Origin of the sequence: Spongiimicrobium salis, from assembly GCF_043678055.1 — a bacterium.
Taxonomy (GTDB): Bacteria; Bacteroidota; Bacteroidia; order Flavobacteriales; family Flavobacteriaceae; genus Spongiimicrobium; species Spongiimicrobium salis.
The window spans coordinates 122,266-137,096 of sequence record NZ_JBHEQA010000003.1 but is presented as its reverse complement, the minus strand read 5'-3'; the positions used below and the strand labels follow the sequence as shown (position 1 = coordinate 137,096).

17 protein-coding genes are annotated in these 14,831 nt (G+C 39.8%); 6 read left to right on the top strand and 11 right to left on the bottom strand.

Features of this window, described 5'->3' with window-relative positions:
• The 3 genes from ACEXOE_RS15475 to ACEXOE_RS15465 form a co-directional block, all read right to left on the bottom strand.
• The gene (locus tag ACEXOE_RS15475; protein ID WP_394749743.1) at window positions 1-660 is read right to left on the bottom strand and encodes a hypothetical protein; all 660 of its coding nucleotides are present in this window, start codon (window positions 658-660) and stop codon (window positions 1-3) included.
• A gap of 4 nt (window positions 661-664) precedes the next feature.
• On the bottom strand, window positions 665-1,159 hold the full coding sequence (locus ACEXOE_RS15470) for an RNA polymerase sigma factor (protein WP_394749742.1): 495 nt from the start codon (window positions 1,157-1,159) through the stop codon (window positions 665-667).
• A 140-nt stretch (window positions 1,160-1,299) separates the two neighbouring features.
• Window positions 1,300-2,730 (bottom strand): amidohydrolase, encoded by a 1,431-nt coding sequence (locus ACEXOE_RS15465; protein ID WP_394749741.1) that lies wholly within the window; start codon window positions 2,728-2,730, stop codon window positions 1,300-1,302.
• 136 nt (window positions 2,731-2,866) lie between these two features.
• On the opposite strand from ACEXOE_RS15465, the gene ACEXOE_RS15460 reads away from it, so the two are divergent.
• Entirely contained in the window at window positions 2,867-4,159 is a 1,293-nt protein-coding gene (locus ACEXOE_RS15460) for an NAD(P)/FAD-dependent oxidoreductase (RefSeq protein ID WP_394749740.1), read from the top strand.
• Between the two features lie 4 nt (window positions 4,160-4,163).
• On the opposite strand, the gene ACEXOE_RS15455 is transcribed toward ACEXOE_RS15460, so the two are convergent.
• On the bottom strand, window positions 4,164-5,861 hold the full coding sequence (locus ACEXOE_RS15455; RefSeq protein ID WP_394749739.1) for a glycoside hydrolase family 13 protein: 1,698 nt from the start codon (window positions 5,859-5,861) through the stop codon (window positions 4,164-4,166).
• Between the two features lie 115 nt (window positions 5,862-5,976).
• Entirely contained in the window at window positions 5,977-6,876 is a 900-nt protein-coding gene (xerD, locus tag ACEXOE_RS15450) for a site-specific tyrosine recombinase XerD (protein WP_394749738.1), read from the bottom strand.
• 176 nt (window positions 6,877-7,052) lie between these two features.
• Between xerD and ACEXOE_RS15445 the strand changes: the two genes are divergently transcribed.
• From ACEXOE_RS15445 to ACEXOE_RS15425, 5 genes are all read left to right on the top strand, one after another.
• Complete coding sequence (locus ACEXOE_RS15445; RefSeq protein ID WP_394749737.1) at window positions 7,053-7,544, top strand: hypothetical protein; 492 nt, start codon at window positions 7,053-7,055, stop codon at window positions 7,542-7,544.
• A gap of 188 nt (window positions 7,545-7,732) precedes the next feature.
• Window positions 7,733-8,197, top strand: a complete 465-nt coding sequence (locus ACEXOE_RS15440) for a hypothetical protein (RefSeq protein ID WP_394749736.1) — start codon at window positions 7,733-7,735, stop codon at window positions 8,195-8,197.
• A gap of 80 nt (window positions 8,198-8,277) precedes the next feature.
• Window positions 8,278-8,691 (top strand): type II 3-dehydroquinate dehydratase, encoded by a 414-nt coding sequence (aroQ, locus tag ACEXOE_RS15435; protein ID WP_394749735.1) that lies wholly within the window; start codon window positions 8,278-8,280, stop codon window positions 8,689-8,691.
• Entirely contained in the window at window positions 8,692-9,420 is a 729-nt protein-coding gene (locus ACEXOE_RS15430) for a Dph6-related ATP pyrophosphatase (protein WP_394749734.1), read from the top strand.
• Between the two features lie 99 nt (window positions 9,421-9,519).
• A complete protein-coding gene (locus ACEXOE_RS15425) occupies window positions 9,520-10,710 on the top strand; it encodes a PQQ-dependent sugar dehydrogenase (RefSeq protein ID WP_394749733.1) in 1,191 nt (396 codons plus the stop codon).
• Window positions 10,711-10,717: 7 nt separating this feature from the next.
• Here the strand turns inward: ACEXOE_RS15425 and ACEXOE_RS15420 are convergent, their stop codons facing one another.
• The 6 genes from ACEXOE_RS15420 to msrB (ACEXOE_RS15395) form a co-directional block, all read right to left on the bottom strand.
• Window positions 10,718-11,002 (bottom strand): DUF3817 domain-containing protein, encoded by a 285-nt coding sequence (locus tag ACEXOE_RS15420; protein WP_394749732.1) that lies wholly within the window; start codon window positions 11,000-11,002, stop codon window positions 10,718-10,720.
• Between the two features lie 3 nt (window positions 11,003-11,005).
• Entirely contained in the window at window positions 11,006-11,557 is a 552-nt protein-coding gene (locus tag ACEXOE_RS15415) for a PepSY-associated TM helix domain-containing protein (RefSeq protein ID WP_394749731.1), read from the bottom strand.
• A gap of 16 nt (window positions 11,558-11,573) precedes the next feature.
• Window positions 11,574-12,965: a dihydrolipoyl dehydrogenase gene (gene lpdA / locus ACEXOE_RS15410; protein ID WP_394749730.1), complete on the bottom strand. Its 1,392-nt coding sequence runs from the start codon at window positions 12,963-12,965 to the stop codon at window positions 11,574-11,576.
• Window positions 12,966-13,124: 159 nt separating this feature from the next.
• Window positions 13,125-13,649 carry a DUF1572 family protein gene (locus tag ACEXOE_RS15405; protein ID WP_394749729.1) on the bottom strand — a complete coding sequence of 175 codons (525 nt, stop codon included), beginning with the start codon at window positions 13,647-13,649 and terminating at the stop codon, window positions 13,125-13,127.
• Between the two features lie 41 nt (window positions 13,650-13,690).
• Entirely contained in the window at window positions 13,691-14,092 is a 402-nt protein-coding gene (gene msrB, locus ACEXOE_RS15400) for a peptide-methionine (R)-S-oxide reductase MsrB (RefSeq protein ID WP_394749728.1), read from the bottom strand.
• Between the two features lie 114 nt (window positions 14,093-14,206).
• Complete coding sequence (msrB, locus tag ACEXOE_RS15395) at window positions 14,207-14,713, bottom strand: peptide-methionine (R)-S-oxide reductase MsrB (RefSeq protein ID WP_394749727.1); 507 nt, start codon at window positions 14,711-14,713, stop codon at window positions 14,207-14,209.
• Window positions 14,714-14,831: the final 118 nt, after the last annotated feature.

The window sequence follows — 14,831 nt, the reverse complement described above, 5'->3', positions numbered from 1 at the left end:
TTAGATTTCCAAGCGTTTCAGTTCGTTGTAGTTGCGTTTTAACTTCTTTAATAAAATTCCATAGATAAGTCTATAGAATCCCCATATAAAGGCAAGCATTATTACCACACCCAATAGAGCGAATAGCCCAATGAATAACCACATTTTAAAGGAGGACATATCTCCTTCCAAGGTGCCCAACATGGCAATGACCTTTTCATCTTGCGTAATGAGCATATAAAAAGTGACCAGAGCAATAATAAAGGCCATAACAAGATTATACCCCACATAATAACGAATGATCTTCCGGGTACGCAGAATGCTTTCCATCAAGGATTTTACGTTATCTACAACAGAAATTGCTTTATAGGATTTATAGAGGTAATAGATGAAAATAGAGAGCACAATATAGGTTAAACTGGAAGAAAGGACAATAAACAGCATCTCTCCGGATTCCGATTTTAATTGACCAAACTTGTCCTTATAGGATTGGGAGAAAAAAGGAATCGTATTGAGGATGATCCAAAAAAGAAGCTCCACAATACTGATATAAAAAATCTTTTTGACAATGGTAGAAGATTTCTGCCAGGTCATCTGATAGATTTCATCATAAGACAGTTTAGGAAGCTGTTCTTCTTTTTTCTGCCAGTCTTTTTTTAATAATTCTAATTCATCCATCATATCCTTATGGATTAAGTATGGTTCGCAATTTATTCTTTATTCGATTCATTTTCACCCTTGCATTTACTTCCGTAATCCCCAGGGTCTCTGAAATCTCACTATAATCTTTGTCTTCGAGATATAGAAAAACCAGGGCTTTATCTATATCTCCCAATTGTTTTACTGCCTTGTACATCAGTTTCAATTGTTGCTCTTGTGTCTCATCGTATTCATCGGCCTTAATTTTATAAATGACGGAATCATAATCTTGCGTTGGAACGCTCCTTTTTGATTTTCGATATAAAGTTATAGCCGTATTCAAAGCCACCCGATACATCCAAGTGCTAAATTTGGACTCCCCGCGAAATTTTGGGTAGGCCTTCCACAATTGAATGGTTATCTCCTGAAACAAATCATTGTGTGCATCCCTATGATTGGTATATAAACTACAGACTTTGTGAACAATATTCTGATTGCTCTCAAGTTCCGTCACAAAACGATGTTCCAGTTCTTTATTCACTAGTTGGATTAGGTGGTTTAATATATTAGTAGATGTTCTCTTACTTTTGTTACAGGAATTTTAAAAAAAAGGCACTTTTTATCGCTAGTATTCTGAGTATCAAAAAAGAAAAATATATACTTGCTTCTGTAGTATTGCTTTTACTTTCTATAATCCAGTGCCGGAGGTCGATTTCCCAATAAAGGCGTATACCTAAAATCAGGTCCGCGACGTTCTACCAGTTCAGCTTTGGCTTTGGCGAGGACTTTGGTGTTTTCAAAAAGGGAGGCTGCCGTGAGACTCAAAGTTTTTGCGGCGATCATCATGCCTTTATTCCCAATGGAAGTGCCTCCTGCAGCAACAGCCTGCCAACTATGGGCTGGAGTTCCGGGAATCCAGGTTGCAGCGCTCATCCCAACGGTGGGCACCACAAAACTTACGTCGCCTACATCTGTAGAACCATAGGCCTTTGCTTCGGTGCGATACGGCTGAACGTTCTTTGCCGTGGCACTATGAACTTCGGCATACCCTAAACTTTGAGCGATCTTATCGGCAAAAACCTTTTCATCAGCGGTATATTCAAGTCCGCCTACAAGGGATAACTTTTCGTGCATTATTTTTTGTAAAGTAAGGTTTGGAAGCAATTCATGCGTTCCTCCAATCATTTCATAATCCATGGTGGTGCCTGTGCCCAGAGCAGCACCTTCAGCGGCCTTGACCATACGATCAAAGATATCTATGACCACTTCACGACTGTTGTGACGTGCGTAATAATATACTTCGGCAAAGTCGGGAACAACATTAGGCGCTTTTCCCCCGCTGGTAATAACATAATGTATACGTGATTGCTCCGGTATATGCTCCCGCATCATATTGACCATCATATTCATAGCCTCTACACCATCCAAAGCAGAACGCCCTTTCTCCGGGGAGCCTGCAGCGTGAGCGGAAACTCCATAAAAACGAAATTTAGCCGATTTATTGGCCAAAGCAGCACCTGCACTGGCTGCATTACTGGAACCGGGATGCCAATGCAATACGGCATCAACATCATTAAAAAGGCCTTCCCTAGTCATATATACCTTGCCAGAACCTCCTTCTTCCGCAGGGCAGCCATAAAATCGAATGGTACCCTTGATCTTATTTTTTTCTATCCACTCCTTTACACTAATCGCAGCTGCAGTGGAAGCTGTGCCAAAGAGATGATGGCCGCAGGCATGACCGGCGGCGGCATTGGCCGATTTTTTTTCGGGTACCGCCTGTTGGGATAGCCCAGGTAAAGCATCATATTCCCCTAAAATGGCGATTACAGGAAAACCACTTCCATATTCGGCAATAAACGCTGTAGGAATACCTGCAACGCCTGTTTTAATCTTAAAACCAGCATCTCCCAAGGTTTTTTGCAAGAGGGCGCTGCTTTTTTCCTCCTGATAGCCCATTTCGGCATAGCCCCATATATTTTGAGCTATAGTGCCATAAAAAGTGCCCTTTTTATCTAAACTGTTGAGGATTTCGGTACTGCTTTTTTGACCGAATAGGGAAAAAGGGAATGCAGCGGTTAAAAAAAAGACAATCAATACTATTTTTTTCATGATATTATCTGGGTTTATAGGTAATTGGGTTCCGTGGCAATAATGTGCTGGACTCCAAGGCTAAATATACTAAAAACAGCAGATTCTTCTATGAAGGATGCCAACGAATGCGTAATTTTGGAATACGAATAACGATATGAATATACCAAAGTCCAATTTTCCAAGAATAGTTATCATAGGAGGTGGTTTTGCAGGGATTTCCCTAGCTAAGAAACTCAGTAAGAAAGAAGTCCAAGTAGTACTTTTGGACAAGCATAATTACCACAATTTTCAACCCTTATTGTATCAAGTTTCTACAGGAGGACTAGAACCGGACTCTATTGCTTACCCTATTCGAAAAATATTAAAAGATTATCCCAATTTCTTTTTTCGTTTGACTAATGTGGAAGAAATACAGACCAAAGAAAAAAAATTAATCACTGATATTGGAGAGTTGAGCTATGATTACCTGATATTGGCTACGGGTTCAGAAACCAACTTCTTTGGAAACAAAGGAATAGAGAAACATAGTATGGCCATGAAGACCATACCCCAATCGTTAAACCTAAGAAGTCTTATTCTAGAGAATTTTGAACAGGCACTCCTTACGGATGATATCCATGAACGGGATGCCTTAATGAATTTTGTGATTGTGGGAGGAGGCCCCACAGGTGTAGAATTGGCCGGGGCACTGGCCGAAATCAAAAAAGGAATTCTTCCCAAGGATTATCCCGATTTGGATACAAGGAGAGCCCAGATCAATTTGGTGCAATCTGGGGATCGTATTTTGAAGGCAATGAGTGAAAAAGCTTCGCAAAAAGCTGAGGATTTTCTGGAAAATCTGGGGGTTCAAATATGGAAGGATATTCGAGTGAGCGACTATGATGGGAAAAAAGTAAGCACGGATACCGATGTAAGTTTTGAAACGGCTACTTTGGTATGGGCAGCAGGAGTAAAAGGGGCGGCCATTCAAGGAGTGGATGCAGCCGATCTATTGATTTGCGGAAACCGACTAAAAGTCAACCAATTTAACCAAGTAGATGGCTTTGAGGATATTTTTGCGATAGGCGATATTGCCTGTATGCAAAGTGAGGAGTACCCCTATGGACATCCAATGATGGCCCAACCTGCCATTCAACAAGGGAAAAACTTAGGGGAAAACCTCGTGCGCTTATTAGCCGATAAACCCTTAAAACCATTCACTTACAAGGACAAAGGGAGCATGGCCACTGTGGGAAGGAATAAGGCAGTGGTAGATTTGCCCAATGTAAAATTCCAAGGCGTTTTCGCCTGGTTTGTCTGGATGTTTGTACACCTATTCTTTTTAATTGGTTTTCGAAATAGGGTAGTGGTCTTTGTGAATTGGGTCTACAATTACATTCGTTTTGACCGCGAGGCCCGATTGATCATTCGTCCGTATAAAAAGGATTACAGGCGTTTTGAATCCTAGTCGCTTACTTGTGTAAACGATATATCACAGCTTGATACGGTGCTAAATGGAACGCTGTATCGGTAGTGGTTTTAGCATTAGTGTCATTGGAAATCAACAACTCTGCCCTGCTATATTCCAATTCCTCCAACTGAACCGTCGTTGCCTCCGTAGAGAAACTTAATAACACCAAGTATTGATTTTCGTTTAAGGTTCGGGTATAGGCATAGACTGTTTCACTCTCTTTTAACAGGAGTGTATAAGCACCATAGACTAAGGCCAAATGGTCTTTCCGCAGTTGTACCATGTCCCTAAAGTAATTTAATACAGAATCTTTGTCATTTTCCTGATCGGCGACATTCACCCCGGAAGCATAATTTTCATTGATGCTCAACCAAGGTTCGGCAGTGGAAAAACCACTTTGGGGGCTAGTATCCCATTGCATGGGAGTACGAGCGTTATCCCGACTGGCGTCTTTCTCATTTTCAATAAAGTCATCTAAATCTTCCCCATTGCCCTTGGCCAGTTCATAGCGATTTAAAGTATTGATATCTCTATATTTATCGATACGGTCAAATCGGATATTGGTCATGCCAATTTCCTCTCCATAATAGAAATAGGGAGTGCCTCGCATGCTTAATAAAAAGGTCTGCAGCATTGTAGCCGAGTGATGCCAGTGCTCTTTGGAATCATTTCCCCATCGGCTCACACTTCGCGGGAAATCGTGATTGGACAAAAACATACTTCCCCAGCCTTTTTTTGCAAAAGCTGCATCCCAGTCGGAATGTATCTTTTTGAATTCGGTGAGTTTCCAGGGTGTTTTTGCCATGAGAAATACTTCGTCTTGTTCCCGGTCTAGGGCCATAAGGTCAAAATGGAAAAACATATCCAATTCCTTACGATCTTCATCAACAAAATCCAAAGCTTGATCAATTCCTATGCCAGGTGCTTCCCCCACAGTCATTACATCGTATTTGCTCAATACTTCCGTATTCATTTCATGTAGATACTCATGCAATCTAGGGCCATTGGCATAGAAGGGAACAAAATTCCCCTCATATTTTTCTGGAAGTTCTGGATAGCTGATATCTTTTGAAATAAACGGAATAACATCCATTCTAAAGCCATCCACTCCTTTGTTGAACCAGAATTTCATGCTGTTATAGACCTCTTCCCTCAACTTGGGATTTTCCCACTTTAAATCGGGTTGTTTTACAGAAAAATAGTGCAGGTAGTACGCATCTGTAGTGGCATCGTATTTCCATGCATTACTCTCTATATCAAAATAACTCCAGCGCTTTGGAGGTGTTCCTTTCTCCGCAGGCCACCAATGGTAATAATCGCGATATGGACTTTCACGTGATTTTTTGGATTCTATAAACCATTGATGTTCATCACTACTGTGATTTACAACCAAATCCATAACCAATTTCAATCCCCTTTCCTTCATCCCTTTTAACAGACGATCAAAATCGTCCATGGTACCAAATTCTTCCATAATGCCTACATAATCACTGATATCATATCCGTTATCGTCATTCGGGGAAGAATACACTGGATTTAACCATATAATGTCTACACCTAGGGATTTTATATAATCCAATCGGGCTATAATGCCATTGAGATCTCCAACACCATCACCATTGGAATCCTGAAAGCTTCTGGGATAAATTTGATAAACAACACCTTCTTTCCACCATTTGCGTATCATACGGTCTTTCATAGTACTTTAGAATTGAAAGGGTAAATATATTATTTTATGTGCGAAGAAAAAGACTGCTGGAACAACAAAGTCAATTATTATTGAAATTTATTCTTTGAAAGGTTTTTTTTGAATATTATTCGTTTCTGGGGTGATATCTATTCAACACCTCCGTGAGTTGAGAACGGTCCACATGCATATAGATTTCCGTTGTGGTAATACTTTCATGTCCCAGCATCATTTGTATGGCCCTTAAATCGGCTCCATTTTTTAAAAGATGCGTGGCAAAGGAATGTCGAAATGTATGCGGACTAATGTTCTTTTTTAAATTGATTTTTTCCGCCAATTGCTTGATAATGGTGAAAATCATCGCCCTGGTCAGCTGTTTGCCTCTTCGATTTAAAAAAAGAATATCTTCAAACCCTTTTTGAATCTTAAGGTGAACCCGAATTTCTTTTCGATACAATTCAATATATTTCTTATTTAATGCGCCAATGGGAACAAAGCGCTGCTTATCGCCTTTTCCGGTAACTTTGATAAAATCTTCTTCAAAAAAAAGATCGGAAATTTTAAGTCCAATAAGTTCGGATACCCGCAAACCGCAGCCGTAGAGTGTTTCCAACATGGCTCTATTTCGTTCCCCTTCAGCTTTGGAAAGGTCAATAGCTTTGATTAGGGCATCAATTTCTGTTTCGGATAAGGTATCTGGTAATTTTCGTCCAATTTTTGGAGAACTGATCAAATCCATAGGATTGTCTTTTCGATAATCCTCAAACAACAAAAAATTGAAGAAGCTTTTTAAACCAGAAATTATTCTTGCTTGAGAACGCGGATTTACGTCTTTTGCAATTTCATAGATAAATTGTTGCAAAGTTGCTTTATCAATTTTAAGGGGACTTTCGGAGAGTTGATGCTGCTCTAAGTACGAAATCAGTTTTTCAATATCCAGCGCATAATTTTGTATGGAATTGGCCGATAATCCTCGTTCTATTTGGAGATAATACTGAAAATCCTGTAAGGCCCTTTTCCAATCCATAGGCTAAAAATATCCTTATTTTGGGAATACTCAAATTCTTTTTGACTCATGAAAAGAAGAAAAGCCCCTCATTTAAGGGCTCCGGTCAGGTTAAATTTATCACAATTCATAAAGAAAATAGACGATTTTGCTGAAATGTACTTAATTTAAGAAACAAAGACTAACCCTTGCCTTGTATGAAAAAATGGAATTGCTTTTTGGTATTCTTGCTTAGTTGTACGGCTTTTTATGGTCAATACAATGACAAAAACTTGGGAAAGGCTTCACGGATACAGGAATTCCCCTTGGGTCAGGGCTTTTTTGATCGAGTAGGAAACTCTATATATCTATCCGAAGTTTTATATGAGATTAAATTAACAGATAGGTTCAATATACAGCTACAAGGACAATATGAACAGCTTAATGTCCTAAGGGGAATTACCAGTTTTCCAGTCCTTGCCAAATTTTATGTTTCCGATAAATTCTATGTTTTGGGAGGTCCTTCCTTAAATATAGATTTGGATCGTCGTATTCTAACGAGTCTTGATTTTAAAAGTGGTTTTGGATACGATGTTAAGGAGAATATTTTTTTGGAAGCCCAATTTAACACTAGAATTTCCACCTTTAACAGAGCGCTGGATATCGGCTCCGGTAGCATCTTCAATATCCGGTCAGGATTTAAATTCTAACAAGCTTTACCTATAGGGTAGTAGGGGGTATTTCCTAAAAAACTGATATTAAGGCGACTACCTTATGCGTTTAGAAAAATTTTGATGGCAGCGTGAAAAAGGACGACTTTTTTTTCATGGATTACGTACATAAGTAAGTGCAAACAAATAACTTTGTGCAATCAATTTTTAATCATTAAACAACAAACATGAAAAAATTAGTTTCTTTTATTGTAGTCTTGGCTCTATTTGGAATAATGAAGCTCAGTGCCCAATCTACCTATACTTTTGCTGGAGGTTTAGGCATAGATTTTGGCTCTGATTTTACTTTTGTAGGACCAAGTGTAAAGTATTTTTTTGATGGAAATCACGCGGTACAAGCAGAACTTACATTTGAATCCAATGTTACCGGATTGACAGGGCTTTACGAGTATCACCAGGCATTTACGGGAGCAGAAGGCTTGCAATGGTTCGTCGGTGTTGGTCCTTCCCTGTTCTTCTTTGGCGACGGTATTGGCACAGAACTGGCCTTGCGCCCCGTAGCAGGTTTGGATTATAAGATCAATAATGTTCCTTTGGCGCTTTCTTTTGATTGGAGGCCTCTGATAGGATTGGGAGATCTGCAGAATGAAGTAGGCTCCTTTGGTTTAGGTGTCAGATATGTATTTGACTAAAGGACATTAAATAATACGGCTAAAAGGCAGGAGTTTTCTTCTGTCTTTTTTTATGCGCCACAATTTGCTAATTTTGAATCATGAAATTAATGATTATTAATGGCCCAAACCTTAATTTATTGGGGAAACGAGAGCCAGAGGTATATGGGAGTACTACTTTTATGGATTATTTGTCCCAATTGAAATCAAAGTTCGAGGGCTTGCAATTGGATTATTTTCAATCGAATATTGAAGGGGAACTAATAGATAAACTGCAAGAGGTAGGCTTTTCCTATGATGGTATTGTTCTCAATGCCGCGGCCTATACACATACTTCGGTAGGTATTGGCGATGCGGTCAAAGCCATTGAAACCCCTGTGGTGGAAGTTCATATCTCCAATACTTTTAAAAGGGAAGATTTTAGACATCATTCCTATATCTCTTCAGGAGCCAAAGGAGTTATCCTAGGTTTTGGTCTCCAAAGTTATGATCTGGCCATACAAAGCTTCCTATAAGTGAGAAAAACGTATTTTAATTGGAGTACTGGAAAAGATTCTAGTCTGGCCTTGTTTAAAGTTTTAAATGAGGGAATTTATGAGGTTTCCAAACTGGTTACCACCGTTAATGGAGATTATGATCGGGTGTCCATGCATGGATTGCGTACTGCTTTATTGGAGCAACAAGCAGAAGCTTTGGGATTGCCACTTTTTAAGATTTCGCTAAGTGGTGATATTAGTATGAAAGCCTATGATGCGAAAATGAAAGAAGTAATGTCTGCCTTGACCAATGAAGGTTATGAATACGGTATCTTCGGAGATATTTTTTTGGAAGATCTGAAAAAATATCGGGAGGAGAAATTGGCAGAAGTTGGCGTAAAGGGAGTTTTTCCCTTGTGGAAACGAGATACCAGAGTGCTATTGGAAGAGTTTTTGGACTTAGGATTTAAGGCCATAACGGTTTGTACGAATGCCAAATATTTGGATGATTCTTTTTGTGGGCGTGTCCTAGATCATGATTTTATAAAGGATTTACCGGCAAATGTTGATGTATGTGGGGAAAATGGCGAGTTCCATACCTTTGTTTTTGACGGCCCTATCTTTTCACGACCAATTCCCTTTGATATTGGCGAAAAAGTGCAACGAGGATATACGCCATCTGGAAATGATGATGACGATTGCTTTTCCAAAGATGCTTCTTGGGATACTTCTTTTTGGTATTGCGACCTGCTACCGAAGAAGGGCTAAATACAAGAGACAGTACATAAAATAGGAATTTTAACACTATTTCAATAGGGTTTTCATTAAGAAAAGAGTTATCATTATAACAACATCTAAATTCTTGCTATGAAAATAATGATGAAGCCTTCTTTTGTAATGGTCTTTTTAATGCTGATTGGCTGTGGAAAAAGCGATACCAATACACCTTTCCAAGAAGACGGCACAGATCCTATGGATTCACCGCCAAGTTTAACTTTGGTCAATGCTTTTGGGAACCTTAGGTTTGATAGGCCAGTGGATTTTCAAAGCCCCAATGATGATAGTAATCGTCTTTTTGTAGTGGAACAAGCAGGGCGAATTCTATGGTTTTTAAATGATGAAAGCGTTTCGCAATCCGAGTCCTTCTTGGATATTAGAAATAGGGTTGATGATTCTGCGAGTGAAATGGGATTGTTGGGCCTAGCATTTCACCCTCAATTTGCATCCAATGGCTATATCTATGTCAATTATACCGCTTCAGGACCTGTTACGGTAATTTCTCGTTTTCAGCTGATGACCGGAAGCCCTGATCGTATTGATCCAGATTCGGAATTGGTGCTGCTGCGCATTCCGCAACCTTTTGGAAATCATAATGCAGGACAATTGGCTTTTGGGCCAGATAACCTTCTTTATATTGCGCTAGGTGATGGTGGTTCTGGTGGTGATCCACAAGGAAATGCCCAGAACAGAGGCAATTTACTGGGAAATATTCTTCGTATAGATATAGACCGTACGGAGAATGGGAATACTTATGGGATTCCTACAGATAATCCTTATGCCGGAAACTTAAACTTTAGAAATGAAATTTATGCCTATGGATTGCGCAACCCCTGGAGAATGAGTTTTGATACGGTCACGGGAGATTTATGGGCTGCCGATGTAGGGCAGAACGCGACGGAAGAAATCAATCGTATTGAAAATGGGAATAATTATGGTTGGAATATCCTGGAAGGAAGAGATTGTTTTAGTGCGACGAGCTGTGATGCTAGCGGGCTGACCCCGCCTGTATTTGAATATGGACAAGAAAGCGGTGATCGATCCGTAACGGGAGGTTATGTATACCGCGGAACCAACGTTCCCAGTCTGGAAGGGCAATATATCTATGCCGATTTTGTATCTGGCCGTATATGGTCACTGGGTATTAACGGAAATGAAGCAGGAACCAATACCCTTTTAATGGATACCAATGAAAATATTTCCTCTTTTGGAACCGATGCAAACAATGAACTCTACCTCTGTAGCTTCAATGGCACCATTCTAAAATTTGTTGAAAATTAAAGAGGGCTTATGTTGCCAAAGGTTTTAAGTATTTTTTATCGATATAGAAGGTTCCAAACGGTAATAAAGAAGCAATGAACAAGATTATAAAGCGCTTTAAACCCCATTTCTTTTCCATACAGAAGACAATGGCCAATACCACGTAGGCAATAAATAGAAATCCATGCGCATACCCAATGTAAATATTGGGTTCCGGAATATCCCCAAGATATTTAAGCGGCATGCCCAAGCCAAAAAGCAATAGATAGGAAACTCCCTCAAGAACAGCTGTTAATCGAAATATTTTCAACATAATTTAACCAAATAAAATTAGAACCACTAGGGGAACGAGTATTCCGGCCAAGGCCAGTTTCCAACCCCGTTTCTTAAAACTATTTTTTCCTTTGGTGATGAACATGCCCGTGATGGCAATGGTCAGCATAGCTATCCCAAAAACATCGGAATACCATATCCAGAAGCTATTGGTGTTTTTATGAAGAAAAATAGTTTGATTGATAATCGGGGTCTTGCGTTTGTATTCCAAAAGTCCTTTTCCGGTATTGGTATCCACATCCAGAATTATATTATCCTCAAAGTATACCCGTAATTCATCTCCTCGAAGTCGATGTCCGTCATAGGCCTCTGCCAAATCCCAATTCTTTGAAAAATCCTTGATATAAGCAGCATCATCCAGGTGTTTTACCTCTGTTGGCAATGGTATTTGCACCTCTTTGGCATCATAGGTGTAATTTCCCGGGTTCCAACTTCGTCTATGATTCAGTAATATCCCCGAAAAAGAGAATGAAATGATCAATCCGATATAAAAGTAAGCCACATCCCGATGGATGTTTCTTTGGGTAAATTTCATATATCTGGATTATCTCCTATAAATGGATTACCTCATCATAAGCATCGGCAACGGCCTCCATAACCGCTTCACTCATGGTTGGATGTGGATGAACCGCTTTAAGGATTTCATGACCTGTAGTTTCCAGTTTTCGGGCTACTACAGCTTCAGCGATCATATCGGTAACCCCCGCACCGATCATATGACAACCCAACCATTCTCCGTATTTGGCATCAAAAATTACTTTTACAAAACCATCTGCAGCTCCAGAAGCTTTTGCTTTTCCACTGGCAGAGAAAGGAAATTTCCCTACTTTGATCTCATAACCTTTTTCCTTGGCCTGCTCTTCTGTAAGTCCTACAGAGGCAATTTCGGGACTGCAATAGGTACATCCGGGAATATTTCCGTAATCTAGGGCTTCCACATGCATTCCCGCTATTTTTTCTACACAAAGGATTCCTTCTGCAGAGGCAACGTGCGCTAAAGCCTGCCCTGGGGTAACATCCCCAATAGCATAATAACCTGGGATATTGGTTTGATAATAATCGTTTACCAATATTTTATCACGATCGGTAGCGATACCTACGTCTTCCAAACCAATATTTTCTATGTTTGTTTTGATGCCCACAGCAGAAAGTACAATATCTGCTTCCAGTACTTCCTCACCTTTGGCGGTTTTAACGGTAGTTTTAACACCTTCTCCAGAAGTATCAACATGCGTCACTTCTGCGGAAGTTTTTATTTTTATCCCCGTCTTTTTAAAGCTGCGTTCCAATTGTTTGGAAACATCTGCATCCTCAACCGGAACTATTTTGGGCAGGTACTCTACAACCGTAACTTCGGTCCCCATGGCATTGTAGAAATAGGCAAATTCTATCCCAATGGCACCACTACCTACAACAATCATCTTCTTAGGTTGTGTCTCCAAGGTCATCGCTTCCCGATACCCGATTACTTTTTTGCCATCTTGCGGCAAACTCGGCAATTCCCTGCTTCGTGCACCGGTGGCAATGATGATATGGGATGCACTATAGTCTGTAGTATTTCCCTCCGCATCCGTTACCGCTACTTTCTTTCCGGATTTTAACTTTCCAAAACCGTTGATTACTTCGATTTTGTTCTTTTTCATTAAAAATTGAACGCCTTTGCTCATTCCATCAGCAACACCACGGCTGCGTTGTACAACGGCATCAAAATCTTTGTCCACACCTTCAGCCTTAAGACCGTAGTCCCCGGCATGTTGTAAATATTCAAAAACCTGAGCAGATTTTAATAAAGCTTTGGTAGGGATACATCCCCAATTTAAGCAGACGCCCCCAAGGCTTTCCTTTTCTATAATCGCTGTTTTAAATCCTAATTGGGATGCTCTTATCGCTGTCACATAACCTCCGGGGCCACTCCCCAAAACAATAATATCAAAATTGCTCATCTATTTATTTTTTTCGAGTTGCAAAGGTACGAAATGAAACTTAAAATGGAAGCCTCAATTTCAATTAGGAACGGGAAAATATGCAGAACCCCACTTCTTATTCTCTTCCCTAAAGTGAGGCAAGGGAAATTTGGGAAAAAGAGTTGTAATAGCGCGGATTCAAGAATTCATTTTCCTTTGGTTGAATTCCTCAGAACCGCCTTTGGGAATAGATAAGGATTTCCATTCTTCACCCTTTATCATGGTACCTATGAATACAATTTGCCCCACATGATTGGCATAATGGGCCAATTGCCGATGTACCGCTTCAACAATGGAATGTTCTTCGGTTCGGATACGGATGGGAGTGTCAAAATTGTTATGATCAATACTGTCCAAGGCAGTAAAAAGGCATTGCCAACCTTCTTCCCAAGCAGCAACTAAATCTTCTTTCTTCCTGTAGGGATCTTTAAATTCCATTTCTCGATTACGCCAAGATTTTTCTCCATCCTCTGTTAGGAAATTGGTCCATCTACTCAACATATTGCCTACGATGTGTTTAACAATAATCGCAATGCTATTGGACTCTTGGTATTGCCATAGCATATCCTGATCGGAAAGTTGGGCGAAAGTCTTATCGCCAAGTGTCTTGTAGCGCTTAAATTCAAAACGCGCACTTTTGATAAAATGTTCAGGATATGTCATAAGGGCATAGTTTTTATAAAATGAACCGAGATATCCGGAAGCTAATCTTCCGAATCAAAACCAAGACTGGCCGAGTTAATGCAGTAACGTTGTCCTGTGGTCTCTTGGGGCCCATCATTGAATACATGACCTAAGTGACCTCCACAATTGGCACATACGGTTTCTGTACGTATCATTCCATGACTATTGTCCCTAACGTATTCAATGGCCCCCTCAATAGCTTGATCAAAGGAAGGCCAGCCACAACCACTTTCAAATTTGTGTTCACTGGTAAATAACTTGGCATGGCATGCCTTACAGTGATACCAACCTTTCTCAAAATGAAGGTTAAATTTTCCGGTATGGGGATATTCTGTACCCTTTTTTCGCAAAATTCTGAACTCTTCCTGAGAAAGTTGTTGTTGCCATTCTTCTTCGGTCTTTTCTACAACGTATTTTTTCATATCGCGTATGGGTTTAAAGGGGATAAACAAAAATAACCATATAAATTCTTAGTGACAAGCACAAGAATTCATATGGTTAGGAGTATTAAAAATGTTCTTTTAAAAGGGTGTTTTCTATTTTTTTGCGGGAACGAATTTTAAAGCTGCCCCGTTAATGCAATGCCGTTCTCCTGTAGTCTGTCTTGGCCCATCGTTGAATACATGGCCTAAATGTCCACCGCAAGTGGCACAATGCTCCTCTGTCCGTGCATAGCCTATTTTATAATCTACGCTAAAGGCTACATTGCCTTCAATAATTTGGTCAAAACTAGGCCATCCCGTTCCGGAATCAAACTTATCTTTGCTTCGGAATAATTCGGTATTACAACCAGCACAAACATAGGTGCCTTCCTGTTTATTATTGAGCAAATCACTGGTGAACGCTCTTTCCGTACCTGCTTTTCTTAAGATGTTATATTGAATATCGGTAAGCTGTTGGCGCCATTCCAAATCCGTCTTCACTACCGTAAACTTTTCTTCTTGTTTCGGCTCTTCTTCCATTGCTACCGTTTTTTCTTGTGAAACCCCCTTACAACTTGCAAGGACAAAAATATAAAGGGCAAGAATTACTCTACTAAACATGCTACTTTCGTTTAAATTAAAATTACTGTCTTAGACGTATTTAGAAGTTACACCTTTCAAAAACAACAGCATATTATTTAAAAATAATAATAGTTACTATAAAAAAAACTGATAGAAC

Bases quoted from the DNA above. Each gene is read 5' to 3' on its own strand.
- ACEXOE_RS15475 (WP_394749743.1), bottom strand. From the start codon at position 660: ATGATGGATGAATTAGAATTATTAAAAAAAGACTGGCAGAAAAAAGAA.
- ACEXOE_RS15465 (WP_394749741.1), bottom strand. From the start codon at position 2,730: ATGAAAAAAATAGTATTGATTGTCTTTTTTTTAACCGCTGCATTCCCT.
- ACEXOE_RS15460 (WP_394749740.1), top strand. From the start codon at position 2,867: ATGAATATACCAAAGTCCAATTTTCCAAGAATAGTTATCATAGGAGGT.
- ACEXOE_RS15455 (WP_394749739.1), bottom strand. From the start codon at position 5,861: ATGAAAGACCGTATGATACGCAAATGGTGGAAAGAAGGTGTTGTTTAT.
- xerD (WP_394749738.1), bottom strand. From the start codon at position 6,876: ATGGATTGGAAAAGGGCCTTACAGGATTTTCAGTATTATCTCCAAATA.
- ACEXOE_RS15445 (WP_394749737.1), top strand. From the start codon at position 7,053: ATGAAAAAATGGAATTGCTTTTTGGTATTCTTGCTTAGTTGTACGGCT.
- ACEXOE_RS15440 (WP_394749736.1), top strand. From the start codon at position 7,733: ATGAAAAAATTAGTTTCTTTTATTGTAGTCTTGGCTCTATTTGGAATA.
- aroQ (WP_394749735.1), top strand. From the start codon at position 8,278: ATGAAATTAATGATTATTAATGGCCCAAACCTTAATTTATTGGGGAAA.
- ACEXOE_RS15425 (WP_394749733.1), top strand. From the start codon at position 9,520: ATGAAAATAATGATGAAGCCTTCTTTTGTAATGGTCTTTTTAATGCTG.
- ACEXOE_RS15420 (WP_394749732.1), bottom strand. From the start codon at position 11,002: ATGTTGAAAATATTTCGATTAACAGCTGTTCTTGAGGGAGTTTCCTAT.
- ACEXOE_RS15415 (WP_394749731.1), bottom strand. From the start codon at position 11,557: ATGAAATTTACCCAAAGAAACATCCATCGGGATGTGGCTTACTTTTAT.
- lpdA (WP_394749730.1), bottom strand. From the start codon at position 12,965: ATGAGCAATTTTGATATTATTGTTTTGGGGAGTGGCCCCGGAGGTTAT.
- ACEXOE_RS15405 (WP_394749729.1), bottom strand. From the start codon at position 13,649: ATGACATATCCTGAACATTTTATCAAAAGTGCGCGTTTTGAATTTAAG.
- msrB (WP_394749728.1), bottom strand. From the start codon at position 14,092: ATGAAAAAATACGTTGTAGAAAAGACCGAAGAAGAATGGCAACAACAA.
- msrB (WP_394749727.1), bottom strand. From the start codon at position 14,713: ATGTTTAGTAGAGTAATTCTTGCCCTTTATATTTTTGTCCTTGCAAGT.